Consider the following 24,566-nt stretch of genomic DNA (forward strand, 5'->3'; position numbering starts at 1 on the left):
TCGTGTAGGCGACGCGGCAGCTCGCTGACCAGCTTAGGGGCGCGCGCCGCGAAGGCAAAGCCTTGCGTGCGCCGACTGGCCGCCGCGCTCACCGTCGAAGCTTCACCGAATGGTCATCGCAGGTTCACGGACGCTTAGCGGGACTGCAACAGAGCCTGACTACCTTCTCGTCTAGACAAGTTGGCCGACCTCCCCGGCCGCGCAAACGAGAGGGCAAGACATGAATGCGGCTATTCGAGTCGAGCGACTGAACAAGACCTTCGCCGGCAAGCAGGCGCTGTTCGACCTGGGCCTGGCGGTGCAGCCGGGTGAAATGGTGGCGCTGATCGGTGCTTCCGGTTCCGGCAAGTCCACCCTGTTGCGCCATCTGGCCGGGCTGGCCTGCTGCGACCGCACCGCGGGTGGACGCATCGAGGTGCTCGGCCGCGAGGTGCAGGCCACCGGCCAGCTGCATGGCGAGGTGCGCCGCCTGCGTGCCGACATCGGCTACATCTTCCAGCAGTTCAACCTGGTCACCCGGCTCAGCGTACTGGACAACGTGCTGCTCGGCTTTCTCGGCCGCATGCCGCGCTGGCGCGGTTCGCTGGGCATGTTCAGCGACGAGCAGAAGCGTCAGGCCATGGCCGCACTGGAGCGCGTCGGCCTTGGCGAACGCGCCGCGCAGCGCGCCTCGACGCTCTCCGGCGGCCAGCAGCAGCGGGTGGCGATCGCCCGTGCGCTGACCCAGCAGGCCGAGGTGATCCTCGCCGACGAACCCATCGCCTCGCTCGACCCGGAGTCGGCGCGCAAGGTCATGGAAATCCTCGCCGACATCAACCGCCAGGACGGCAAGACCGTGGTGGTGACCCTGCATCAGGTCGACTACGCCCTGCGCTACTGCTCCCGCGCCGTGGCGCTCAAGGGCGGCCGCATCCATTACGACGGCCCCTCGGCGGCACTCAGCGACCACCTGCTCAACGATCTCTACGGCGCCGATCTGGACGCCAGCCTGCTGTTCTCCGACCGCGCCCGCAGCGCCGAGCCGCGGCAGCTGCAGCTGGTCAACGGCTGAGCCGCAGGTCAACCCGACAACCAACGCCACACCTCAGGAGTGACCTCCATGTTGAAACGCTTCAGCCGCGCCCTCGCCGCCTCCACACTGCTTGCCGGTGCGATGTTCGGCACCGCGCAGGCCGCCGAGACCATCACCTTCGGCATCATCTCCACCGAGTCCTCGCAGAACCTGCGCAGCGTCTGGGACCCCTTCCTCGCCGATATGAGCAAGCAGACCGGCTACGAGGTGAAAGCCTTCTTCGCCCCCGATTACGCCGGGGTGATCCAGGGCATGCGCTTCGACAAGGTCGACCTGGCCTGGTACGGCAACAAGTCGGCGATGGAAGCGGTGGACCGCGCCGGCGGTGAAGTCTTCGCCCAGACCGTCGCCGCCAACGGCAGCCCGGGCTACTACAGCCACCTGATCGTGCACAAGGACAGCGCCCTGAACTCGGTCGAGGACGTGCTGAAGAACGCCAAGAGCCTGACCTTTGCCAACGGTGACCCGAACTCCACCTCCGGCTACCTGGTGCCCGGCTATTACGTTTTCGCCAAGAACAAGGTCGACGCCAGCCTGGCCTTCAAGCGCAGCCTCAACGGCAGCCATGAAGTGAACGCGCTGTCGGTGGCGAACAAGCAGGTCGATGTCGGCACCTTCAACAGCGAAGGCATGGAGCGTCTTGAGATCACCGCGCCGGACAAGGCCGCGCAACTGAAGATCGTCTGGACCTCCCCGCTGATCCCGGCCGACCCGCTGGTGTGGCGCAAGAACCTGAGCGACGAGCAGAAGAACAGGCTGCGCGAGTTCTTCATGAGCTACGGCGCCCAGCCGGCCGAGAAGGAAATCCTCGCCGGCCTGCAGTGGGCACCGTTCCGCGCCTCCGACAACGACCAGCTGTTGCCGATCCGCCAGCTGGAGCTGTTCAAGAAGCGCAGCGAAGTCGCCGCCGACAGCAAGCTCTCCGACAGCGACCGCCAGGCACAGCTGCAAGGCATCGACCAGGAGCTGGCCAAGCTGGAGCAGCGCATGGCCGAGCGCGAGCAGAAGAACGCCGCCGTCAAGGCCAGCTGATCCCGCCGCCGGGCGTGGTGCTGCGGCGCCACGCCCGCGTCGTCCATGCCGCGAGAGAACGACATGAGCACTCTGACTACCACACCGCCGCTGGCGGGCAACGACAAGCGCAGCTGGTTGCGCCTGCTCGGCTGGGGCCTGTGCCTGGCCGTACTGGCCTGGTCCTGGCAGGGCGCGGAGATGAATCCGCTGCTGCTGATCCGCGACAGCGCCAACATGGCCACCTTCGCCGCCGACTTCTTCCCGCCGGACTTCAGCAACTGGCAGCTGTACCTCAGGGAGATGGTCACCACGGTGCACATCGCCCTCTGGGGCACCCTGCTGGCGATCGTCTGCGCCATCCCGCTGGGCATCCTCAGCTCCGAGAACATCGTGCCCTGGTGGGTCTACCAGCCGGTGCGCCGGCTGATGGACGCCTGCCGCTCGATCAACGAAATGGTCTTCGCCATGCTCTTCGTCGTCGCCGTCGGCCTCGGCCCCTTCGCCGGCGTGCTGGCGCTGTGGATCAGCACCACCGGCGTGCTCGCCAAGCTGTTCGCCGAGGCGGTGGAAGCCATCGAGCCGGGCCCGGTGGAAGGCGTGCGTGCCACCGGCGCCAGCGCATTGCAGGAAGTCATCTTCGGGGTGATTCCGCAGGTGCTGCCGCTGTGGATTTCCTACTCGCTGTATCGCTTCGAATCCAACGTGCGCTCGGCCACGGTGGTCGGCATGGTCGGCGCCGGCGGCATCGGCGTGATCCTCTGGGAAGCCATCCGCGGTTTCCAGTTCGGCCAGACCGCCGCCCTGCTGCTGATCATCATCGCCGTGGTGAGCCTGATCGACCTGCTCTCCCAGCGCCTGCGCAAGCTCTTCATCTGACGGAGTGAGGGCCTGCGCGGCCTTCGAAAAAACCATGCAGTTGTCTAGACAACCCAGCGAACCGCTCTACCTCGAACTGGCCCAGGTGCTGCGCGGCGAGTTGCGCCACTACCGAATCGGCGACTTCCTCCCCGGCGAGATTCAGCTGGCGCGCCGCTTCGCGGTCAACCGCCACACCCTGCGCCGCGCCGTCGACGAGCTGGTACAGGAAGGCCGCCTGCTGCGCCGCCAGGGCAAGGGCACCCAGGTGCTGCGACGCCCGCTGGTCTACCCGCTGCAGGCCGACAGTGCCTACAGCGATGCATTGGCCGCCCTCGGCGTGCGCACCGAAGCGCGGCTGCTCGCGCGTCGCCAGCTCAGCGCCAGCGCCGAGGAAGCACGCCACCTGCAACTGGCCGAAGGCGCCGCGCTGATCGAGCTGAGCACCCTGCGCCTGCTCGACGGCGAGCCGGTCAGCCTGATCCGCCACCGCTACTGCGCCAGCCACGCCGAACGCCTCGCCGACTATCAGGGCGGCTCGCTGCGCCGCTACCTCGGCGAACGCGGCCTGCCGCTGACGCGCCGTTTCAGCCTGATCGGCGCACGCCTGGCCGATCGCGACGAGGCCGCACAGCTGCTGATGCCCCTGCGCATGCCGCTGCTGTCGGTATTCACCCTGTCCTGCGATGCCGCCGGGCGACCGGTGGAGATCGCCCTCTCGGCCAGCCGTTCCGACCGCTTCCAGTACCAGGTCGCCACCTGATGGAGAACCCCATGCACACCCGCGAACAATCCCCACGCCAGCGCTGGATGGCCGTGCTGGCCCGCGCCAGCGCCGCCGACCTGGCGCCTTTCGAGAGCGCCCTGCGCGACTGCGCCTACCAGTTGATCCGTCCCGCGGAAATCGGCATGACCCTGGTGCGCGGCCGCATGGGCGGCACCGGCGCGCCGTTCAACCTCGGCGAGATGAGCGTCACCCGCTGCGTGGTGCGCCTGGCCGACGGCAGCACCGGCTACAGCTACCGCGCCGGCCGTGACAAGCGCCAGGCCGAGCTCGCCGCCCTCGCCGATGCCCATCTGCAAGGCCCGCAACAAAGCCGCTGGCTCGCCGAGCTGATCGAACCGCTGGCCGCCGCGCAGGCCCGACGCGCCGCGCAAAAGGCAGCCGAAACCGCCACTACCCGCGTGGAGTTCTTCACGCTGCTGCGAGGAGAAGACTGATGAATCGCGCCCCATCCGACCTGTTGCAAGCCGCCTTCGCCGACCCGGTGCTGGACGCGCAGAAGTGCTTTCGCGCCGCGCTCAAGGCGTTGTCCGAACCGGGCACGCACCAGCCGCTGGTCAGCGTCGCCGCCATCGAGCCGCTGCAGGCCGCCGGCTATGCGCTGTGCCTGAGCCTGCTGGATAACGACACGCCGCTGTGGCTGGCGCCGGCCTTCGACACCCCGGCGATTCGCGCCAACCTGGCCTTCCACTGTGGCTGTCCGATCGTCGACGCACGCGAGGAGGCGATGTTCGCCCTGCTTGATGCCGCTGCGCTGGACGACCTCTCCGGCTTCTACGCCGGCAGCGAACGCTACCCGGACCAGTCCTGCACGCTGCTGATCCAGCTCGACCGCCTCGACCGCGGCCCGGCGCTGAGCTGGCAGGGCCCGGGCATCGACGGCAGCCGCCTGGTCGGCCTGCCGCTGAAACCGGCCTTCTGGCAGCAGCGCGCCGCACGCAACGACTTCCCGCGCGGGCTGGATGCGCTGTTCTGCGCCGACGGCGAAGTGCTCGGCCTGCCGCGCAGCACCCGCATCGGCGATTCGCTCAAGGAGGTGGCCTGATGTACGTCGCGGTCAAGGGTGGCGAACAGGCGATCGACAACGCCCACGCGCTGCTGGCGATGAAGCGCCGCGGTGACACCGGCATCGCCGAACTCGGCGTCGAGCAGATCCGCCAGCAGCTCCCGCTCGCCGTGGCGCGGGTGATGAGCGAAGGCTCGCTGTATGACGAGGAACTCGCCGCGCTGGCGATCAAGCAGGCTGCCGGCGATCTGGTCGAGGCGATCTTCCTCCTGCGCGCCTACCGCACCACGCTGCCGCGCTTCGCCGAAAGCCTGCCGCTGGACACCGGCGCCATGCAGCTCAGCCGGCGCATCTCGGCGACCTTCAAGGACGTGCCCGGCGGCCAGCTGCTCGGCCCGACCTTCGACTACACCCACCGCCTGCTCGATTTCGCCCTGCTCGCCGAAGGCGAACGCCCCGGCCCGCCGGTGGACGAAAGCGCCACGCTGAACCACTGCCCGCGGGTACTCGGCCTGCTCGGCGAGGAAGGCCTGATGACCCCGGAAATCGACCGCGGCGAGCCGGTGCCGGACCTCACCCGCGAACCGCTGGAGCTGCCCTGCAGCCGCGCCGAGCGCCTTCAGGCGCTGGCCCGTGGCGACGAGGGCTTTCTCCTGGCGCTGGGCTATTCGACCCAGCGCGGCTACGGCCGCAACCACCCGTTCGCCGGCGAGATTCGCATCGGCACCGCCGAGGTGTGGATCGAGCCACAGGAGCTGGGCTTCCCGATCTGCCTCGGCGAGATCGAGCTGACCGAGTGCGAGATGGTCAACCAGTTCGTCGGCGAGAGCGCCGCACAGGCGCAGTTCACCCGCGGCTACGGCCTGGCCTTCGGCTACGCGGAGCGCAAGGCGATGGGCATGGCGCTGGTCGACCGCGCGCTGCGTGCCGGCGAGTACGGCGAGGAAGTGCAGGGCCCGGCGCAGCAGGAGGAGTTCGTCCTGATGCACTGCGACAACGTCGAGGCCGCCGGCTTCGTCTCGCACCTGAAGTTGCCGCACTACGTCGACTTCCAGTCCGAGCTGGAGCTGATCCGCAAGCTGCGCCAGCCGCAGGCCGAACCGGCCGAGGTAGCCGCCGAGACGCCGGCAAAGGAGAAACGCGCATGAATGCCCACGCCATTCCCGCCAGCGAGGCGGGCTACAACTTCGCCTACCTCGACGAGCAGACCAAGCGCATGATCCGCCGCGCGCTGCTCAAGGCGGTCGCCATTCCCGGCTATCAGGTGCCCTTCGGCGGCCGCGAGATGCCGCTGCCCTATGGCTGGGGCACCGGCGGCATGCAGCTGACCGCGGCGATTCTCGGCGCCGACGACGTGCTCAAGGTGATCGACCAGGGCGCCGACGACACCACCAACGCGGTGTCGATCCGCCGCTTCTTCGCCCGCACTGCCGGGGTCGCCACCACCGAACGCACCCCAGAAGCGACGGTGATCCAGACCCGCCACCGCATCCCGGAAACCCCGCTCGCCGCCGGGCAGATCATGGTCTATCAGGTGCCGATTCCCGAGCCGCTGCGCTTCATCGAGCCGTCGGAAACCGAGACGCGCACCATGCACGCGCTGGGCGACTACGGCGTGATGCACGTGAAGCTCTACGAGGACATCGCCACCTTCGGCCACATCGCCACCAGCTACGCCTACCCGGTGACGGTGGACGGGCGCTACGTGATGGACCCGTCGCCGATTCCCAAATTCGACAACCCCAAGCTGGACCGCAGCCCGGCACTGATGCTGTTCGGCGCCGGCCGCGAGAAGCGCCTCTACGCCGTGCCGCCGTACACCCGCGTGGTCAGCCTGGATTTCGAGGATCACCCGTTCCAGATCCAGCAGTGGGAACAGTACTGCGCCATCTGCGGCAGCGGCGATTCCTACCTCGACGAACTGATCGTCGACGACGCCGGCAGCAAGCAGTTCGTCTGCTCGGATACCGACTATTGCGCGCAGCGCGTCCAGCAACAGGAGAGCCGCCCATGAGCGCCGCCGAACAACTGCTGCCCGCCCCGAGCATCGGCACCGAGCCGCTGTTCGCGGTACGCGACCTGACCCGCCTGTACGGCCCGGAAAAGGGCTGCCAGGGCGTCTCCTTCGACCTTTACCCCGGCGAGGTGCTGGGCATCGTCGGCGAGTCCGGCTCGGGCAAGTCCACCCTGCTCTCGCTGCTCTGCGGCCGCTGCCCGCCGGATCGCGGCAGCGTGCAGTACCGCGATGGTGCCGGCGACTGGCTCGACCTCTACGCCGCCAGCGAGGCCGAGCGGCGCACGCTGCTGCGCACCGAGTGGGGCTTCGTCGAGCAGAACCCGCGCGACGGCCTGCGCATGGGCGTTTCCGCCGGCGCCAACATCGGCGAGCGGCTGATGGCCCAGGGCGTCAGGCATTACGGCCAGCTGCGCGCCGCCGGGCTCGATTGGCTCAAACAGGTAGAGATCGACCCGGCGCGCATCGACGACCTGCCGCGGACCTTCTCCGGCGGCATGCAGCAACGCCTGCAGATCGCCCGCAATCTGGTCTCCAGTCCAAAGCTGGTGTTCATGGACGAACCCACCGGCGGCCTCGACGTGTCGGTGCAGGCACGCCTGCTCGACCTCCTGCGCGGGCTGGTGCGCGAGCTGGATCTGGCGGTGGTGATCGTGACCCACGACCTCGCCGTGGCGCGCCTGTTGGCCGACCGACTAATGGTGATGCGCCGCTCGCGAGTGGTGGAGTCCGGCCTGACCGACCAGATCCTCGACGACCCGCAGCATCCCTATACGCAGCTCTTGGTGTCCTCGGTGCTGCAGCCATGAAGGAATCCGTCATGACGAACCTGATCGAGGTCCGCGACCTCGCCAAGACCTTCACCCTGCACCAGCAGCACGGCGTCAGCCTGCAGGTGCTGCGCGGGCTGAACTTCACCGTCGCCGCCAGCGAATGCCTGGTGCTGCACGGCCAGTCCGGCGCCGGCAAGTCGACCCTGCTGCGCACGCTGTACGGCAACTACCTGCCCGCCGGCGGCAGCATCCGTATCCGCCATGCCGGTGACTGGCTGGAGCTGGTCGGCGCCGAGCCGCGCCAGGTGCTCGCCGTGCGCCGGCAGACGCTGGGTTACGTCAGCCAGTTCCTGCGGGTGATTCCGCGGGTGCCGGCGCTGGAGGTGGTGATGGAACCGGCGCTGGCGCGCGGCTGGACGCGTGTCGATGCCGAGGCGCGGGCCAAGGCGCTGCTGACCCGGCTGAACATTCCCGAACGGCTCTGGCAGCTGGCCCCCGGCACCTTTTCCGGCGGTGAGCAGCAGCGCGTCAACCTGGCGCGCGGCTTCATGGTGAGCTGGCCGGTGATGCTGCTCGACGAACCCACCGCCTCGCTGGACGAAGCCAACGCCGCCGTGGTGCTGGAACTGATCGACGAAGCCAAGGCGGCCGGCAGCGCGCTGATCGGCATCTTCCACGACCGCGCGATCCGCGAGGCAGTCGCCGACCGTTACCTGGACATGACGCAGGAGGACCTGGCCCATGCCAGCTGAACAGATACTCAGCAACGCCCGACTGGTGCTGGCCGATCAGGTGATCCACGGCAGCCTGCTGATCCGCGATGGCCTGATCGCCGACATCAGCGCAGGCGCCAGCAGCCTGCCACAGGCCCAGGACCTGGGCGGCGACCTGCTGCTGCCGGGGCTGGTGGAGCTGCACACCGACAACCTGGAAAAGCACATGAGCCCGCGGCCGGGCGTGGACTGGCCGTCCGCCTCGGCGGTGCTGACCCATGACGCGCAGATCGTCTCCGCCGGCATCACCACGGTGTTCGATGCGCTGTCGATCGGCGACATCAATCCCAAGGGCAAGCGCATGCAGCAGCTCGGGGTGATGCTCGAGGCCATCGCCGCGGCCGAGGCGGCCGGGCAGACCCGCGCCGAACACCGCCTGCACCTGCGCTGCGAAGTCAGCCACCCGCAGTGCCTGGAGCTGTTCCGCGAGCTGGTCGAGCAGCCGCTGGTGCAGCTGGTCTCGGTGATGGACCACGCGCCGGGCCAGCGCCAGTTCGCGCGCATGGAGAAGTACCGCGAGTACTACATGGGCAAGTACCACCTGAGCCCGGCGGAGATGGATGCCTTCGTGACCGAGCAGCTGGCCAACTCGGCGCGGCACAGCGACCAGCAGCGCGCCGCCATCGTCGACATCTGCCAGGGCCGCGAGCTGGCGCTGGCCAGCCATGACGACGCGACGCTCGATCACGTCGAGGAATCGGCCGGCTACGGCATGGCCATCGCCGAATTCCCGACCACTTTCGAGGCCGCCGAGGCCAGCCATGCGCGCGGGCTGAAGGTGCTGATGGGCGCGCCGAACATCGTCCGTGGCGGCTCGCACTCGGGCAACATCGCCGCCGCCGATCTGGCGCAGCGCGGCGTGCTGGACATCCTCTCCAGCGACTACTACCCGGCCAGCCTGCTGCAGGCCGCGCTGGGCCTGGCCGAGCAGGACAACGGCTACGACCTGCCGCGTGCCATCGCCACCATCAGCCTGGCGCCGGCCCGCGCGGCCGGGCTGGATGATCGCGGCGAGATCGCCGTCGGGCTGCGCGCCGACCTGGTGCAGGCGCAGGTGCACAAGGGCCAGCCGGTGATCGGCCAGGTCTGGCGCCAGGGCCGGCGGGTGTTCTGATGGCGCATTCCGGCAAAGCTGACAAGGAGCCAGCGGGTAGCGTGGCTGACTCTATACTGCCTGCCACTGCGCTGGCTTCGATGATCGGGAGTAACCCCATGCAAGGCCGCTTGATCTACCTGATCGGCCCCTCCGGTGCCGGCAAGGACAGTCTGCTCGACGCCGCACGCGCAGCGCTCGCCCAGCGTGGCGTGCGCATCGCCCAGCGAGTCATCACCCGTTCGGCCGAGGCGGTCGGCGAAGCGGCGCATTCGGTGAGCGCCGAGGAGTTCGAACGCCTGGAAGCCGAACAGACCTTCGCCCTCGCCTGGCGCGCCAACGGGCTGGCCTACGGCATCCGCGCCGAGATCGACGCCTGGCTGGCCGCCGGCGAGGACGTGCTGGTCAACGGTTCGCGCGGCTATCTGCCCGCGGCGCGACAGCGCTATCCGAACCTGCTGGCGGTGCTGCTGACCGTCGAGCAGGACGTGCTGCGCGAGCGCCTGCTGAACCGCGGCCGGGAAACCCCGGAGCAGATCGAGGCACGGCTGGCACGCAATGCGCTGTTCACCGGCGAACTGGATGACTACATCCGCCTGGACAACTCCGCCTCGCTGGAGCGCAGCGTCGAGCGCCTGCTGCAGCTGCTCGACGAGCACCGCCAATGCGGCTGACCCTGCTCGGTACCGGCGATGCCGCGCAGCTGCCGGTGTACAACTGCGGCTGCCCGGCCTGCGCCCGTGCGCAGAGCGAGCCGGCGTATCGCCGCGGCCCGTGCAGCGCGCTGATCGAATGTGGCGGACAAAGTTGGCTGCTCGACAGCGGCCTGACCGACCTCTGCGAGCGCTTCGCTCCCGGCAGCCTCAGCGGCATCCTGCAGACGCACTACCACGCCGATCACGCGCAGGGCCTGCTGCACCTGCGCTGGGGCACCGGGCTGCGCATTCCGGTGCACGGCCCGGACGATCCCGATGGCTTCGCCGATCTCTACAAGCACCCGGGCATCCTCGATTTCAGCACGCCGTTCGCCGCCTTCGAGCAGCGCATGCTCGGCACGCTGCGCGTCACCGCACTGCCGCTGGTACATTCGAAACCCACCCTCGGCTATCTGCTGGAAGGCCACGATCGCTGCATCGCCTACCTCACCGATACCGTCGGCCTGCCGGACAGTACCCGCGAGCTGCTGCAGGACACCGCGCTGGACGTACTGGTACTCGATTGCTCGACGCCGCCGCGCGATACGCCACCGCGCAACCACAACGACCTCACCCGCGCGCTGCAGAGCATCGAGGAGCTGCAGCCGGCGCAGGCCGTGCTGACCCATATCGGCCACGAGCTGGATGCCTGGTTCATGCAGGCGCCACGAGAACTGCCGGAAAACGTGTGTCTGGCGCGGGATGGGATGACGCTGTAACGCAGCTTGCCACCACCACCGGCGGGGAGCGGCGAAATACCGAGCAGGCCTATGGCAACGCGTGGAAAACGCTGCGCGGTTTTCCACCCTACGTTGACGATGGCGATGGCGATGGCGATGGCGATGGCGATGGCGATGGCGATGGCGATCGTAGGGTGGATAACGCGAAGCTTATCCACCCGGCCCCCACTCACCGCGGAAAAAACCTCGAGAGCCACGCAACACATGGAGCGACGTTGCAGTTTTTCGGCGGCTGGGCCTGGATCCGGCGCCGGCTAGCGCCCCGGCTGCGGGCGAAAGCCCGGCACGCTGCTCGGCCGTTCGACCCGCGCGGCCGGCATGCTGCAGTTGAGGTCGCGGAACGCGCGTTCGTTGAGCCGCTCCCAGCCTTCGCCCGGCGAGGTCTGGCGGCAGATGATGGTGCCGTCGAGCTTGCTCTGCCATTGGTAATAGGGCGCCGGCACCGCGCTGGCGGCAACGGGCAGGAACAGACTGAGGGCGAGCAGGAAAGTGCGCATGGCGGGCTACGGCGGAACGATGGCGCCACTCTAACCCTTCGGCCGCCCTTGGCAAGCGCCGTCCGGCGAGTACATCCCCTATGACCTGCCGGCCAAGGTTCGCTGCGCCGTGAGCGAACTCCTGCCGATCGAGCGTTAACGATAAGCGGATTTTTGCCTATTGCTGCCACAAGCAACACACGGAAGCCCGCTGCAGCGCGTTTTCATCGACTGGCACGGCTTCTGCTAATGGCTTTCTGCTCGATGCGATTCCAACGACAAGAAGAGCTGCCAGCGATTCCACCTTCCGGGACCTTCTCCCGGTGTCATCGCCCCCTCTGCTTGTGCGTCTGGCGCGTTCCCCGAACGCGGCATCGTCTATCGTCAACATGCTGCGCCAACCAATAAAAACGAAACGGAGATCCACCATGAGACTGACCAAACGCCTGGGCCTGCTCGCTGCCGCTGCGGCCTTCACTGCCAGCACCGCGGCCGTCGCTGCGCCGACCTTCATCAACATCCTCACCGGCGGTACCAGCGGTGTGTACTACCCGATCGGCGTGGCCCTGTCGCAGCAGTACAACAAGATCGACGGCGCCAAGACTTCCGTGCAGGCCACCAAGGCTTCGGTGGAAAACCTCAACCTGCTCCAGGCCGGCCGTGGCGAACTGGCGTTCTCCCTGGGTGACTCGGTAGCCGACGCCTGGAACGGTGTCGAGGACGCCGGCTTCAAGGCTCCGCTCAAGTGCCTGCGCGCCATCGCCGGGACCTACAACAACTACATCCAGATCGTTGCCAGCGAAGAGTCCGGCATCAAGACCCTGGAAGACCTCAAGGGCAAGCGCATCTCCGTCGGCGCGCCGAAGTCCGGCACCGAGCTGAACGCCCGCGCGATCTTCAAGGCCGCCGGCCTGAGCTACGAGGACATGGGCCGCGTCGAGTTCCTGCCCTACGCCGAGTCGGTCGAGCTGATCAAGAACCGCCAGCTGGACGCCACCCTGCAGTCCTCGGGCCTGGGCATGGCCGCCATCCGCGACCTGGCCAGCACCATGCCGGTGACCTTCGTCGAGATCCCGGCCGAAGTGGTCGAGAAGATCGAGAGCGACGCCTACCTGGCGGGCGTGATCCCGGCCGGCACCTACGACGGTCAGGATGCTGACGTGCCGACCGTGGCCATCACCAACATCCTGGTCAGCCACGAGAAGGTCTCCGATGAAGTGGCCTACCAGATGACCAAACTGATGTTCGACAACCTGTCGTCCCTGGGCAACGCCCACTCCGCCGCCAAGGACATCAAGCTGGAAAACGCCACCAAGAACCTGCCGATTCCGCTGCACCCGGGTGCCGAGCGCTTCTACAAGGAAGCCGGGGTTCTCAAGTAACCCAGCGCTGAACGACGGGCTGAGCAGGCCCTAGCGCCTGCTCCAGCCCGCTCCTTGTAGCAGCAGGCTTGCCTGCGTTGCCTCGTTGGCAAGCCTGCTTCTACAGGCCCCACCTTGCAGTGAGAGAGTGATACCCATGAGCGAAAGCCAAGGACTGCACGCCAGTCCCAGCGAATGGCCGAGGGCGCTGTTCTACGTCGCCCTGCTGTTCTCCATCTATCAGATCGTCACCGCCGCCTTTCACCCGGTGTCCAGCCAGGTGCTGCGCGCCGGTCACGTCGGCTTCCTGTTGCTACTGGTGTTCCTCTGCTACCCGGCGCGCGGCAACGGCAAGCCGTTCCAGCCAGTGGCCTGGGTACTCGGCCTGGCCGGTTTCGCGACCTTTTTCTACCAGTGGTATTTCGAGGCGGACCTGATCCAGCGCTCCGGCGACATGACCACCACCGACATGGTGGTCGGCCTGACGCTGATCGTGCTGGTGTTCGAGGCCGCCCGCCGGGTGATGGGCATCGCCCTGCCGATCATCTGCGGGCTGTTCCTCGCCTACGGCCTGCTCGGCGAATACCTGCCCGGTGATCTCGCGCACCGCGGCTATTACCTGGACCAGATCGTCAACCAGCTGTCGTTCGGCACCGAAGGCCTGTACGGCACGCCGACCTACGTCTCGGCGACCTACATCTTCCTGTTCATCCTGTTCGGCTCATTCCTCGAGCAGGCGGGCATGATCAAGCTGTTCACCGACTTCGCCATGGGCCTGTTCGGCCACAAGCTCGGCGGCCCGGCCAAGGTGTCGGTGGTGTCCTCGGCGCTGATGGGCACCATCACCGGTTCCGGCGTGGCCAACGTGGTCACCACCGGCCAGTTCACCATTCCGCTGATGAAGCGCTTCGGCTATCGCCCGGCCTTCGCCGGCGGCGTCGAGGCCACCTCGTCGATGGGCAGCCAGATCATGCCGCCGGTCATGGGTGCGGTGGCCTTCATCATGGCCGAGACCATCAACGTGCCCTTCGTCGAGATCGCCAAGGCCGCGCTGATTCCGGCGCTGCTCTACTTCGGCTCGGTGTTCTGGATGGTCCATCTGGAAGCCAAGCGCGCCGGCCTCAAGGGCCTGCCGAAGGACGAATGCCCGAGTGCCTGGACTGCGGTGAAGGAGCGCTGGTACCTGCTGATCCCGCTGGTGGTGCTGGTCTGGCTGCTGTTCTCCGGGCGTACGCCGATGTTCGCCGGCACCATTGGCCTGTCACTGACGGCTATCGTCATCCTCGGCTCGGCGATCATCCTCAAGGTCTCAAACTTCGCCTTGCGCATCGCCTTCTGGATCGCCCTCGGCCTGCTCTGTGCCGGATTCTTCCAGCTCGGCATCGGGGTGATCTTCGGTGTCATCGCGGTGCTGGTGGCGGTGTGCTGGTTCATCAAGGGCGGCCGCGACACCCTGACCATCTGCCTGCACGCGCTGGTGGAGGGTGCGCGCCATGCGGTGCCGGTGGGTATCGCCTGCGCCCTGGTCGGGGTGATCATCGGCATCGTTTCGCTGACCGGCGTGGCCTCGACCTTCGCTGGCTACATCCTCGCCATCGGCCGGGACAACCTGTTCCTCTCGCTGATCCTGACCATGCTGACCTGCCTGGTGCTGGGCATGGGCATCCCGACCATCCCCAACTACATCATCACCAGCTCGATCGCCGCGCCGGCGCTGCTCGACCTCGGCGTGCCGCTGATCGTCTCGCACATGTTCGTTTTCTACTTCGGCATCATGGCCGACCTGACGCCGCCGGTGGCGCTGGCCTGCTTCGCCGCCGCGCCGATCGCCAAGGAGCGCGGCCTGAAGATCAGCATGTGGGCCATCCGTATCGCCATCGCCGGCTTCATCGTGCCGTTCATGGCGGTGTACAACCCGGCGCTGATGATGCAGGGCGGCGACTGGGGCGCCACGCTGTACATGCTGTTCAAGGCGGCCTTCGCCATCGGCCTGTGGGGCGCGGTATTCACCGGCTACCTGCAGCGGCCCATGGCGCTGTGGGAGAAGCTGCTGGCCTTCGCTGCCGGCGCGGCGATGATCATGTCGTTGCCGATCAGCGATGAAATCGGCTTCGCCCTGGGCGCGCTGTTCCTTATCCAGCACTTCTGGCGCGCCCGCCGCTCCGTGCCGGCAGCCACGGCGTGATCGGTCTGTGCCTGGGGCTGGCCGGCGTGGTGTGGGCCGAAGTGCCCACCCCCGCCTTCACCCTGGCGTGGAACCACACCATCGAGAAGATCCGCTGGGAAGAGGATTACCGCGTGACGCCGGACGGGCTGCTGCTCGGCGAAGCGCGGGTCAAGGGTTCTGGTGCCGGGATGGAAATCCCGGATGACGCCGAACTGCGCGACGGGGCCTGGCACTACCAGCGCCAGATGCCTGCGTTGCCACTCCTGCGCCTGGGGCGAACCCCCGAGGCAGGGGATTACCAACTGTGTTTTGACCAGCGTTGCCACGCGATGAGCGAATGGCTCGGCCCGCCACAAGCGGACCAGCCCGCGCTGGAGCTCTGGAGCTGCGAGGTCGCAGCCACCGGAGATTCCTGATCCGCCACGCGGGCGCCTCGCCCGTGGATCGGGAGGCGGTTCCACCCTAGGGCTCCGCGCCACAGGGTGGATAACCACCGCCGCGCAGCCTTTGCCACCCCATTCACGCCATCAGACCGTCAGCCCGGCCTCCCGGCGCAGTGCCGCGTACTGCCGTGCGCGGCGCTTGCGCCACCAGATCACCACGCCGGTCACCGACAGCACGGCAATCGCCACACCGAGCACAGCGATCAGGATGCGCCCCGGCAGGCCGAGGATGCGTCCGCCGTGGATCGCCGGTTGCAGCAGGTGGAACTGCTGGCCCAGCGTGCCCTGGCCGGGAACCTCCTGGTTCTCAACAACTCGCGCCACGTCATTCGATCGTCGAACGGATCACACACGGGCGCTGCATGCTCGCCGCCGCTTGGCTAGGCTATGCGAACAACCCGTCCGGAGCCCGCCATGAAACACACCCTGCCCACCCTCGCCTTCGCATTTCTCGCCTGTAGCCTGCCTGTACAGGCGGCACCGATTCTTCCCGGCCTGTGGGAATTCACCAGCCGCAACATCGAAGTCGACGGCGAGCAGATGCCGGGAATGGACGAAATGCTCGAACAGATGCAGAACCTGCCCGCCGAGCAGCGCCAGATGATGCAGGACATGCTGGCGGCACAGGGCGTGCAGCTTGGCGGCCAGGGCGTGCGGCTCTGCCTGAGCGAAGCGCAGGTCAAAGCCGAGGAGCTGCCGTTCAGCGACCAACCGGATTGCACGCAGGAGATCACCGAACGCAGCGACGGCGTATGGAAGTTCCGCTTCCAGTGCCCCGATGCCAGCGGTCAGGGCGAAACCCGCTTCATCAGCGAGCGCGAGTTCGTCAGCGTGGTGGAAAGCGAGTTCACCGTCGACGGCGAGCCAGGTACCAGCCGCATGGAATCGCACGCGCGCTGGTTGAGCGAGGATTGCGGCACCCTGAAGCCTGCACGCTGAAGCGCTGTTCCACGTGAAACCCCCGGCGGCACTGGGCTTGCGCGGTCAGTCGGTGCTTTCCCAGCTGCCACCGCTGTTCTGTTCGCAGGCCGGCTGCAGGAAGCGACCATCGCTGGCGACGCCGTAATAATGAATATCCTGGCGATACGGCATGTTCGACACTTGGGCATTGCGGCATATGCCGAATGCGCCGTCCGGACAGTTTTCGACGAATTGCACGTCGACTTGCTGATCCTTCAGTTGCGGCTGGCAGTAGCCGGAACGAAACAGCTCCGACGGAATGTTGCCGTTCTGTTGGCAGAGCTTCACTTCGATGCGCGCGTCATGGCTGTGGACGATGCAGGCCTCGGCCAGCACCTGACCAGCCATACCCAGCAGCAGCGGCAGCAACAACATCGAACGCATCGCGAGATCCCCTCCAGTCGGACGGCGCCGACTCTAGCACGCCGCCGCGCAAAAATCGGCTTCCCAGCACACGCCTAAACGCAGACCATGCGCCCATGCTGATGCACATTCCTACGCACCTGATCGCCGGCCCGTTGGGCGCCGGCAAGACCAGCCTGATTCGCCAGCTGCTGGCGCAGAAACCTGCCGATGAGCGCTGGGCGGTGCTGATCAACGAGTTCGGCCAGATCGGCCTCGATACGGCATTGCTGGCCGAGGGTCCGCGCCTGGGCGTCAGCCTGACGGAAGTCGCCGGCGGCTGCCTGTGCTGCGTCAACGGCCTGCCCTTCCAGGTCGGCCTGACGCGCCTGTTGCGCCAGGCCCGCCCACAGCGGCTGTTGATCGAGCCTTCGGGGCTCGGCCATCCGGCCCAGCTGCTGCGCCAGCTCAACCAGGCGCCCTGGACCGACGTCCTGGCGGTACAGCCGGCCCTGCTGGTGGTCGATGCCGCCGCGCTCAGCCGTGGCGCCGCCCTGCCGGCGTCCCAGCTACAGGCGCTGCCCGAAGCCGGCCTGCTGGTGCTGAACAAGAGCGAGCTGCTGGATGCGGCGGAACGGGAAGCGCTGGACCAACGCCTGCCGGGCCGGCCACGGTACTGGACCAGCCAGGGCGTCCTGCCGCTGGCGCTGCTGCCCGGGATCGACCGGCAGGCCACCGAAGATGCCAGCGCCGACGAACTGCCGGCTGCAGCAGCGCCGCTGCCCGGCGTCTGGCTCGATCCGCAACGACCGGTTTGCCAGGCCCAGGAAAGCGTCGAAGGCTGGAGCATCGGCTGGCGTTGGCACCCGAGTCAGCAGTTCGATATGACCCGGCTACAGCGCTGGTTGCAGGCCTGGCCGTGGCGGCGGGCCAAGCTGGTCATGCATGGGCAAAGCGGCTGGCTGTCGGGCAATGCGCTGGACGGCCAGGCGCTGCAGCTCCGGCCGAGCGAATGGCGCAAGGATTCCCGTCTGGAGCTGATCTTCGCCGCTCCTCAACCGCAGTCTGAATTGCAGGAGGGCCTGGACGCCTGCCGGCTCATGCCGTCGGGCTAGCTAGTCACGGCGGCGCCATTCGTCGAGCTGGATGACCCGTCCGGCCGGCGCCTCCTCGGCAGCGCGGAAGGGATGCGCATCGAGCTCGATACGCCCGACGCGGCTGCCGAACATCATGATCTGCCCGACATGCCGCTGTTCACCGGTGACGGTGAACTCGAAGTCGTAGACGCGCGCCAGCCGGCGATGACCGCCGCCGTCGCGCAGCAGAGTCAGGCGCTTGAAAGCGACATTGCCGTCGAGCAGTTCGACGTCCAGCTGCCGGCAATGCCGACGCACCGCGAGCAGGGCACGCTCACGAATGCCATGTGCGTGCCAGAGCCAGGCCGCGGCCGTAGCGAGCAGTAGAAAGACGAACAGGTTACCGAGGGTCAGCATAGGTGTTCCGAAAAGTGGCCTGCACAGGTTGTCGCCACAGGCGAAGCATCAGGCGGCGCTCAGCTTTCCAGCCAGACATCGCGCGCCCAGTGCCAGACCGTTTCCCAGGTCTCCTCAGTGAGTTCGTGGGTGTCACCGTCGAACAGCGTGACCTCGCCTTCCAGGTCGACCACGTAGTAGTCGCGGCCATCCTGGCAGATCGGCAGCAGATCGCGCGGAACCCCCGCGTCCCAGGCATTGGCCGCCACTTCCGGCAGGTAGGTGTGCGACTGCGGATCGGTGGCCGTAACCGGCTCCAGACGACCGTAGATCACATCGCTGACCTGCAGCAGGAATTCGCGCAGGCCGAACGGCAGATTGATCAGCAACTGTTCCTCGATCTCCACCAGCAGATCGTCGTCCGGCAGCTCCAGCGGCACCGGCACCGGCTCGTTGAGTTCGCGCAGCTGTTCGATTACCTCTTCCATACCACCTCCTGTCGTGTGCCCCCGGGCAAGGTGCCGTTTATACAGCCCGCCGGATTGGCGAGCCAGTTCTCTCGGGTTAAAGTGCCCGACCAAGCAAAACACTCGGATACTACGTTTCCCCATCAAGCAACGCTGCACCCCTCAGCACAGTCATAGACATTAGGTAGCAACTCGCATTGGTGCCTGCCCGTCACCTTCGGTCCAACGGACCTGAACAAGGACACACACAATGACCACTACCGAGGCCCAGGACCTGCGCGAGGCCATCGAACGATGCGCCGCTGAACCCATCCACATCCCCGGCAGCATCCAGCCACATGGCTTCCTGCTGGTGCTCAGCGAGCCAGAGCTGCGGGTGCAGCAGGCCAGCGACAATGTCCGCCGCTGGCTCGGCATCGAGGCCGAAGCGCTGCTCGGCCAGCCGCTGTCCGCGCTGTTCGCCACGGCGCCGATCGAAGCCGGCCTGGCGGGACTCACCGCAGACGATCACAACCCCTTTCATCTGAGCGACGTCAGCTTCGCCTTGGATGGCGGCAGCATGCAGCGCTTCGCCTTGATGGCGCACCGGCATGCTGGCCGGCTGATCCTCGAGTTCGAGCGCGCCGGCAACCCGGGGCAGGCCTACGACACGCTGTATCCACTGATGCGGACGTTCGTCGCCCAGCTGCAGGAAACGCGTGAACTCGACGACCTGTGCCGGCTGGCGGTCGAAGAGGTCAAACGCATCAGCGGCTTCGGCCGGGTCAAGGCCTACCGCTTCGACGCCGAAGGCAATGGCCTGGTGCTGGCGGAAGTGGCCGAGCCGGGCTACGCGCGCTACCAGGGATTGTGCTTTCCCGCTGCCGACATCCCCCCACAGGCGCGACGGCTGTACCGCGAGAACCTGATTCGCGTCATCCAGGACGCCAACTACCAGCCGTCGCCGCTGGTGCCGCCGTTCGACCCCGTCTCCGGCGCGCCGCTGGACCTGAGTTTCGCGGCGTTGCGCAGCGTTTCCCCAGTACACCTGCAATACATGCGCAACATGGGCACGCTGGCGTCGATGTCGATCTCCATCGTCATCCGCGACCGGCTCTGGGGGTTGATCTCCTGCCACGACGCCGAGCCGCGCGCGGTCAGCTACCAGACCCGCACCGCCTGCGAACTGCTCGGGCGCATCCTCGCGCTGCAGATCGAGGCCCGCGAAAGCGCCAGCCTGGCGCAGCGCAAACTCGAACTGCGTCTGCAGATCGTGCAGCTGCTCTCGGCCATGGCCGATCGCGACAGCATAGTCGAGGGCTTCCGCCAGCAGCCGGAAGTGGCACTCGGCTTCGTAGGTGCCAGCGGTGCGGCGATCATTTCCGCGGATCGCTGCGAGACGCTCGGAGAAACGCCCGACCACGAGCAGATCATGCAGCTGGCGCACTGGCTGGCCGAGCAGCGCGATCAACTGGTCTTCCACAGCGACTGCGTGAGCCGCGACATTCCCGCGCTGCCAGCGCTCGCCGCACATTGCGCCGGGATCATGGCGATCCCGATTTCCCGCCTGCATGCCCACTACCTGATCTGGTTCCGCCCAGAACAGGTCAAGACCGTCGACTGGGCCGGCCAGCCGGAGAAACGCATCGACGGCCACAGCGGTGCGCTGAGCCCCCGTCACAGCTTCGAGCGCTGGCGGGAGATCCTGCGCGGCCACGCCCAGCCCTGGGAGTCGGTGGAGATCGAGGGCGCGCTGGAGCTGCGCAATGCGGTGCTCGGCATCGTCCTGCGCAAGGCCGAAGAAATGGCCCAGCTCACCGGCGAGCTGCGTGCCAGCAACAAGGAACTGGAGTCGTTCTCTTACAGCGTCTCCCACGACCTGCGCGCGCCATTACGCCATATCGCCGGCTACACCGAGTTGCTCGGCGAGCTGGAGGGCAGCCGCCTGAGCGAGCGCGGGCTGCGCTTTCTCGACAACATCGCCGAGGCCGCCAGCTTCGCCGGCACGCTGGTGGACAACCTGCTGAGCTTCTCGCAGATGGGTCGCTCGGCGCTGCGTCTGTCGGATGTCGATCTCGGTGCACTGGTCGCCTCGATCCGCGAGGAGATCGCACCCGATTGCGCAGGCCGGCAAATCGAATGGCAGCAGCGACCGATGCCGATCGTGGTCGCCGATGCCGCCTTCATTCACATGGCGCTGCGCAACCTGATCGACAATGCGCTCAAGTACAGCCGCACGCGTGCGCCAGCGGTGATCGAGATCGGTGCCGAGCAGCGATCCGGCGAGGTAGTGGTCTACGTCCGTGACAACGGCGTGGGCTTCGACATGCAGTACGCCGGCAAGCTGTTCGGCGTCTTCCAGCGCCTGCATCGCATGGAAGAATTCGAAGGCACCGGCATCGGCCTGGCCAGTGTGCGACGCATCATCGAGCGGCATGACGGCCATGTCTGGGCCGAAGGCCAGCTGGATCAGGGCGCCACTTTCTACTTCGCTCTGCCAAAACTGACCTATTCATCGTCCCTGGACCGAGACAACCGATGCTGAAACCGATACTGCTGGTCGAGGACAACCCCCACGACCTGGAACTGACGCTGATCGCCCTGGAGCGCAGCCAGCTGGCCAACGACGTGGTGATCATGCGCGACGGTGCCGAAGCGCTGGCCTATCTGCTGCGCACCGGTACCTATGCCGGACGGGCCGACGGCAACCCGGCGGTGCTACTGCTGGACCTGAAACTGCCCAAGGTAGACGGTCTTGAAGTGCTCAAGACCGTACGCGAAACCGCCGAGCTGCGCAGCATTCCGGTGGTCATGCTGACTTCCTCACGGGAAGAGCCCGACCTGATGAAGGCCTACGAACTCGGGGTGAACGCTTACGTGGTCAAACCGGTCGAATTCAAGGATTTTGTCGCCGCAATCTCCGAACTCGGCGTCTTCTGGGCGGTTCTCAACGAACCACCGCCTGGTTCGCTGCGGCTCAAACGCGCGCGCAACAGCGACGAAAAGAACTGAACGACTCACGACCCGCCCCCTGCGGGCCGTTTCGATGGGGCCTGCTTGCTCGACAGGATGGATATGCCCGCGTCAAAGAACATCGCCGTCCTGTTCATCGAGGATAGCCCGCACGATGCCGAACTGGCCCAGCTGGCACTGGAGCGCAACGGCTATAGCCTGGACACCGAGCTGGTGTATGACCATGCCGGGGTGATCGAGGCACTGCAGCGCCGCCACTTCGACCTGATTCTGGCGGACTTCATCCTGCCGGGTTTTTCCGGCAGCCAGGCGCTGCAGGAAGCCCGGCGGCTGGCGCCACAGACGCCCTTCATCTTCCTTTCCGGGGTATTCGGCGAAGAGCATGCGGTCAACATGATGCGCTCCGGCGCGGTCGACTACGTGCTCAAGCAGAACCTCGAGTTTCTGCCCAAAGCCGTCGAACGGGCGCTGGGCGAGGTCAACGAGCGACAGCGGCGTCTGCAGGCCGAACAGGCGCTGCGCGAAGTCGAAGTGCGTGCACGGCTGGCCATCGATTCCGCACGCCTGGGCATGTGGGATTACGAGCCGCAGAGCGGCAAGCTGGTCTGGGACGAGCGCTGCCGCACGATGTTCGGCCTCGAAGTCGACGCTCCGGTGGACATGGCGCTGTTCGAACAACTCTGCCATCCGGAAGACCGCGTACGGATGCACGAGAAGATCGCGCAGGCCATCTCCGGCGGTAACGACGGTGAGTACGCCACCACCTATCGCGTGCTGTTCGACGATGGCAGCGTCCGCTGGATGGAAACCCGCGGCCAGGCCTTCTTCGCCGATGGGGTCTGTACACGCTTCGTCGGTGTGGTGATGGACATCACCGAACAGCAACTGGCGACCCAGACCCTCAAACGGCTGAACGCCACCCTGGGCGAGCGGGTCGAGGAACGCACCCGTGAACGTGACCGCACCTGGGAACTGTCGCGTGACCTGCTGGCGGTGACCGAGCTGAACATGATGCCGGTCGCGCTGAACCCGATCTGGGAACACACGCTCGGCTGGCCGCTCGAGCAGTTGCTGGCGAGCCCGCTGTCGGGGCTGATCCACCCCGACGACCTGCAGGCCGCGCTGGAGGAAACCGTCCGCGTCGGCAATGGCAAGGTGACCAACCGCTTCGTCAATCGCATGCGCCATCGCGACGGCAGCTACCACTGGCTGTCATGGACCGCGGTCGCCGATGCCGGGCGCATCTATGCGGCGGCCCGCGACATCACCAGCGAAATCGCCGCGGTGGACCGGCTCGCCGAAGCCAACCGCGAGCTGCGTGAGCAGATTCAGGAGCGCGAGCGGGTCGAGGCGACGCTGCGGCAGATGCAGCGGCTCGAAGCCGTGGGCCAGCTGACTGCCGGCGTCGCGCACGACTTCAACAACCTGCTGACGGTCATTCTCACCAGCGCCAGCTTCCTCAAGAACGACCTGGAAAACGGCGCTCCGGCAGAACGAGCCCTGCGCCGTCTGCAGTACATCCGCGAATCCGGCGAACGCGGCGCGACGCTGACCAGCCAGCTGCTCGCCTTCGCCCGCCGCCAACAGCTGGCGCCTGCCGCAGTGGACCTGAACGAAACGCTGCTCGGCTTGCTCAGTCTGCTGAAAAGCACGCTGGGCGGCAGCGTCAGCGTCGAAACCGATCTGCAGGACGATCTCTGGCACGCCCTGGTCGATCCGACCCAGTTCGAGATGATCATCCTCAATCTAGCGATCAATGCCCGCGATGCCATGGCCGATGGCGGCCGTCTGACCCTGGGCACGCGCAACGTGGAGATCGAACAACCGCCATTGCGCGCCGAAGACCCCAGTCCCGGCGAGTACGTGGAGCTGTCGGTCGCCGACACCGGCGTTGGCATGAGCGACGAGGTGCTGAGCAAGGCCTTCGAACCCTTCTTCACCACCAAAGACGTCGGCAAGGGCTCCGGCCTCGGCCTGGCGCAAGTGTTCGGCTTCGCCAAGCAATCCGGTGGCGGCGCACGCATCGCAACCCGCCGGGGTGTTGGCACCACGGTCAAGGTCTTTCTGCCACGCACGGTGGCACCGCGTGTAATCAAATCGATTGCCACACTGGATGCCGGCAGCCAGGCGGACAACAGCCGGCACAACATCCTGCTGGTGGACGACGATCACTGCGTGCGCGAAGTGACCGCACAGATGCTGCGTGAACTGGGCTTCGGCGTGACCGCTGCCGAAAGCGGCACCCGCGCGCTGCAGTTGCTTGGCGACGGGAGCGAGATCGATCTGCTGCTGGCCGATTTCGCCATGCCCGGCATGAACGGCGGCGAGCTGGCGCGTGCGGTGCGGGCTCGCCTGCCGCATCTGCCGGTGCTGTTCATCACCGGTTACGCCGATCTCTGCGAATTGGGCCTGGACGCCTTCTCGGTCATCCAGAAGCCGTTTCGCGAGGAACAGCTGGCAAGCAAGATTCATCTCGCGTTGGGCGAACGCAGTCTGGCCAATGGCTGAACTGCGCGCGCGTCTGCGCCAGGCGACTGCACCGCTGCACGCGCGGGTCGACGATGCCTTCGCCGGCTTCACCTTCGATCGGCACGATGGCTACCGCCGCTTCCTGCGCGCCCACTGCCGGGCGCTCGATGCCCTGGAAGTCGCGCTGGAGCGCGCCGGTGTGCATAACCTGCTCGACGACTGGCCGCAGCGCGTGCGCCGCCATGCGCTGCGACAGGACATCGCCGACCTCGGCGACCTGCCACCAGCCCCCTTGACCGCGCCGGCGCTGTGCGACACCGGCAGCTGCTGGGGTGCTGCCTATGTGCTGGAAGGCTCGCGCCTGGGCGGACAAGTCCTCGCACAACGCCTGCGACAGGCCACTACGCACGCACCGACACGCTACTTGGACCACGGCGACGTCTCCCGGCTCTGGCCGCGCTTTCTGAAGCGATTCGAGGGCGAAGCCAGGGCCGATGATTGGCCGACGCTGCTGGCCGCGGCCGAGGCAGCCTTCGCGCTGTTCATCGATGCAGCGGCGCTGGAGCATGACGAAGCGAACCGCTGAAAGCAGAAAAGCCCCGAAGGGCTTTTCTGCTGGGTTGCGGGTTGTCAGCGCC

26 protein-coding genes and 1 pseudogene are annotated in these 24,566 nt (G+C 66.9%); 22 read left to right on the plus strand and 5 right to left on the minus strand.

Features of this window, described 5'->3' with window-relative positions; all coding sequences use genetic code 11:
* Positions 1 to 220 precede the first annotated feature (220 nt).
* The 13 genes from phnC (at position 221) to phnP (ending at position 10,798) form a co-directional block, all read left to right on the plus strand.
* Entirely contained in the window at positions 221 to 1,051 is an 831-nt protein-coding gene (gene phnC, locus N8H22_RS03745) for a phosphonate ABC transporter ATP-binding protein (RefSeq protein ID WP_264589263.1), read from the plus strand.
* Positions 1,052 to 1,099: 48 nt separating this feature from the next.
* Complete coding sequence (phnD, locus tag N8H22_RS03750) at positions 1,100 to 2,104, plus strand: phosphonate ABC transporter substrate-binding protein (RefSeq protein ID WP_264589264.1); 1,005 nt, start codon at positions 1,100 to 1,102, stop codon at positions 2,102 to 2,104.
* 63 nt (positions 2,105 to 2,167) lie between these two features.
* Positions 2,168 to 2,962 (plus strand): phosphonate ABC transporter, permease protein PhnE, encoded by a 795-nt coding sequence (gene phnE / locus N8H22_RS03755; protein WP_264589265.1) that lies wholly within the window; start codon positions 2,168 to 2,170, stop codon positions 2,960 to 2,962.
* 34 nt (positions 2,963 to 2,996) lie between these two features.
* On the plus strand, positions 2,997 to 3,704 hold the full coding sequence (phnF, locus tag N8H22_RS03760; RefSeq protein ID WP_264589266.1) for a phosphonate metabolism transcriptional regulator PhnF: 708 nt from the start codon (positions 2,997 to 2,999) through the stop codon (positions 3,702 to 3,704).
* Between the two features lie 11 nt (positions 3,705 to 3,715).
* Positions 3,716 to 4,162 carry a phosphonate C-P lyase system protein PhnG gene (phnG, locus tag N8H22_RS03765; protein WP_264589267.1) on the plus strand — a complete coding sequence of 149 codons (447 nt, stop codon included), beginning with the start codon at positions 3,716 to 3,718 and terminating at the stop codon, positions 4,160 to 4,162.
* The gene (gene phnH / locus N8H22_RS03770) at positions 4,162 to 4,770 is read left to right on the plus strand and encodes a phosphonate C-P lyase system protein PhnH (protein WP_264589268.1); all 609 of its coding nucleotides are present in this window, start codon (positions 4,162 to 4,164) and stop codon (positions 4,768 to 4,770) included. Before phnG ends, phnH begins: the two co-directional genes overlap by 1 nt.
* On the plus strand, positions 4,770 to 5,879 hold the full coding sequence (locus tag N8H22_RS03775) for a carbon-phosphorus lyase complex subunit PhnI (RefSeq protein WP_264589269.1): 1,110 nt from the start codon (positions 4,770 to 4,772) through the stop codon (positions 5,877 to 5,879). The genes phnH and N8H22_RS03775 overlap by 1 nt, the downstream gene beginning before the upstream one ends.
* The gene (locus N8H22_RS03780; protein ID WP_264589270.1) at positions 5,876 to 6,745 is read left to right on the plus strand and encodes an alpha-D-ribose 1-methylphosphonate 5-phosphate C-P-lyase PhnJ; all 870 of its coding nucleotides are present in this window, start codon (positions 5,876 to 5,878) and stop codon (positions 6,743 to 6,745) included. The genes N8H22_RS03775 and N8H22_RS03780 overlap by 4 nt, the downstream gene beginning before the upstream one ends.
* Positions 6,742 to 7,554 (plus strand): phosphonate C-P lyase system protein PhnK, encoded by an 813-nt coding sequence (phnK, locus tag N8H22_RS03785; protein ID WP_264589271.1) that lies wholly within the window; start codon positions 6,742 to 6,744, stop codon positions 7,552 to 7,554. The genes N8H22_RS03780 and phnK overlap by 4 nt, the downstream gene beginning before the upstream one ends.
* An 11-nt stretch (positions 7,555 to 7,565) precedes the next feature.
* The gene (gene phnL, locus N8H22_RS03790; protein ID WP_264589272.1) at positions 7,566 to 8,270 is read left to right on the plus strand and encodes a phosphonate C-P lyase system protein PhnL; all 705 of its coding nucleotides are present in this window, start codon (positions 7,566 to 7,568) and stop codon (positions 8,268 to 8,270) included.
* Entirely contained in the window at positions 8,260 to 9,405 is a 1,146-nt protein-coding gene (locus N8H22_RS03795; protein ID WP_264589273.1) for an alpha-D-ribose 1-methylphosphonate 5-triphosphate diphosphatase, read from the plus strand. The genes phnL and N8H22_RS03795 overlap by 11 nt, the downstream gene beginning before the upstream one ends.
* Before the next feature lie 98 nt (positions 9,406 to 9,503).
* Positions 9,504 to 10,058, plus strand: a complete 555-nt coding sequence (gene phnN / locus N8H22_RS03800) for a phosphonate metabolism protein/1,5-bisphosphokinase (PRPP-forming) PhnN (RefSeq protein ID WP_264589274.1) — start codon at positions 9,504 to 9,506, stop codon at positions 10,056 to 10,058.
* Complete coding sequence (phnP, locus tag N8H22_RS03805) at positions 10,049 to 10,798, plus strand: phosphonate metabolism protein PhnP (protein WP_264589275.1); 750 nt, start codon at positions 10,049 to 10,051, stop codon at positions 10,796 to 10,798. Before phnN ends, phnP begins: the two co-directional genes overlap by 10 nt.
* Before the next feature lie 275 nt (positions 10,799 to 11,073).
* Here the strand turns inward: phnP and N8H22_RS03810 are convergent, their stop codons facing one another.
* Positions 11,074 to 11,316, minus strand: a complete 243-nt coding sequence (locus N8H22_RS03810; RefSeq protein ID WP_264589276.1) for a hypothetical protein — start codon at positions 11,314 to 11,316, stop codon at positions 11,074 to 11,076.
* Positions 11,317 to 11,723: 407 nt separating this feature from the next.
* Here N8H22_RS03810 and N8H22_RS03815 point away from each other — a divergent pair, with 407 nt between their 5' ends.
* From N8H22_RS03815 to N8H22_RS03825, 3 genes are all read left to right on the plus strand, one after another.
* Positions 11,724 to 12,677 (plus strand): TAXI family TRAP transporter solute-binding subunit, encoded by a 954-nt coding sequence (locus N8H22_RS03815; protein WP_264589277.1) that lies wholly within the window; start codon positions 11,724 to 11,726, stop codon positions 12,675 to 12,677.
* A 136-nt stretch (positions 12,678 to 12,813) separates the two neighbouring features.
* Positions 12,814 to 14,841, plus strand: coding sequence for a TRAP transporter permease (locus N8H22_RS03820; RefSeq protein WP_264589278.1), 2,028 nt, complete (start codon positions 12,814 to 12,816; stop codon positions 14,839 to 14,841).
* Positions 14,838 to 15,239 (plus strand): DUF1850 domain-containing protein, encoded by a 402-nt coding sequence (locus N8H22_RS03825; RefSeq protein ID WP_264589279.1) that lies wholly within the window; start codon positions 14,838 to 14,840, stop codon positions 15,237 to 15,239. Before N8H22_RS03820 ends, N8H22_RS03825 begins: the two co-directional genes overlap by 4 nt.
* Before the next feature lie 111 nt (positions 15,240 to 15,350).
* Here the strand turns inward: N8H22_RS03825 and N8H22_RS03830 are convergent.
* A pseudogene (locus N8H22_RS03830) lies at positions 15,351 to 15,569 on the minus strand (PepSY domain-containing protein); the annotation flags it as partial.
* Between the two features lie 111 nt (positions 15,570 to 15,680).
* On the opposite strand from N8H22_RS03830, the gene N8H22_RS03835 reads away from it, so the two are divergent.
* Entirely contained in the window at positions 15,681 to 16,205 is a 525-nt protein-coding gene (locus N8H22_RS03835) for a DUF3617 domain-containing protein (protein WP_264589280.1), read from the plus strand.
* 45 nt (positions 16,206 to 16,250) lie between these two features.
* Here N8H22_RS03835 and N8H22_RS03840 read toward each other — a convergent pair whose 3' ends face one another.
* A complete protein-coding gene (locus N8H22_RS03840) occupies positions 16,251 to 16,610 on the minus strand; it encodes an NADH:ubiquinone oxidoreductase (protein WP_264589281.1) in 360 nt (119 codons plus the stop codon).
* Between the two features lie 95 nt (positions 16,611 to 16,705).
* Here N8H22_RS03840 and N8H22_RS03845 point away from each other — a divergent pair, with 95 nt between their 5' ends.
* Positions 16,706 to 17,683: a GTP-binding protein gene (locus N8H22_RS03845; protein WP_264589282.1), complete on the plus strand. Its 978-nt coding sequence runs from the start codon at positions 16,706 to 16,708 to the stop codon at positions 17,681 to 17,683.
* On the opposite strand, the gene N8H22_RS03850 is transcribed toward N8H22_RS03845, so the two are convergent.
* Together N8H22_RS03850 and N8H22_RS03855 are read right to left on the minus strand one after the other, a co-directional pair.
* The gene (locus N8H22_RS03850; RefSeq protein ID WP_264589283.1) at positions 17,684 to 18,061 is read right to left on the minus strand and encodes a DUF3301 domain-containing protein; all 378 of its coding nucleotides are present in this window, start codon (positions 18,059 to 18,061) and stop codon (positions 17,684 to 17,686) included.
* A 59-nt stretch (positions 18,062 to 18,120) separates the two neighbouring features.
* A complete protein-coding gene (locus tag N8H22_RS03855; protein WP_264589284.1) occupies positions 18,121 to 18,528 on the minus strand; it encodes an SMI1/KNR4 family protein in 408 nt (135 codons plus the stop codon).
* Positions 18,529 to 18,757: 229 nt separating this feature from the next.
* Between N8H22_RS03855 and N8H22_RS03860 the strand changes: the two genes are divergently transcribed.
* The 4 genes from N8H22_RS03860 (at position 18,758) to N8H22_RS03875 (ending at position 24,514) form a co-directional block, all read left to right on the plus strand.
* Positions 18,758 to 21,031, plus strand: a complete 2,274-nt coding sequence (locus N8H22_RS03860) for an ATP-binding protein (protein WP_264589285.1) — start codon at positions 18,758 to 18,760, stop codon at positions 21,029 to 21,031.
* Positions 21,025 to 21,498, plus strand: a complete 474-nt coding sequence (locus N8H22_RS03865) for a response regulator (RefSeq protein WP_264589286.1) — start codon at positions 21,025 to 21,027, stop codon at positions 21,496 to 21,498. The genes N8H22_RS03860 and N8H22_RS03865 overlap by 7 nt, the downstream gene beginning before the upstream one ends.
* A gap of 63 nt (positions 21,499 to 21,561) precedes the next feature.
* Positions 21,562 to 23,967, plus strand: a complete 2,406-nt coding sequence (locus tag N8H22_RS03870; protein WP_264589287.1) for a response regulator — start codon at positions 21,562 to 21,564, stop codon at positions 23,965 to 23,967.
* On the plus strand, positions 23,960 to 24,514 hold the full coding sequence (locus tag N8H22_RS03875) for a biliverdin-producing heme oxygenase (RefSeq protein ID WP_264589288.1): 555 nt from the start codon (positions 23,960 to 23,962) through the stop codon (positions 24,512 to 24,514). The genes N8H22_RS03870 and N8H22_RS03875 overlap by 8 nt, the downstream gene beginning before the upstream one ends.
* Positions 24,515 to 24,566: the final 52 nt, after the last annotated feature.

This window comes from Stutzerimonas sp. S1 (assembly GCF_025966695.1).
Classification (GTDB): domain Bacteria; phylum Pseudomonadota; class Gammaproteobacteria; order Pseudomonadales; family Pseudomonadaceae; genus Stutzerimonas.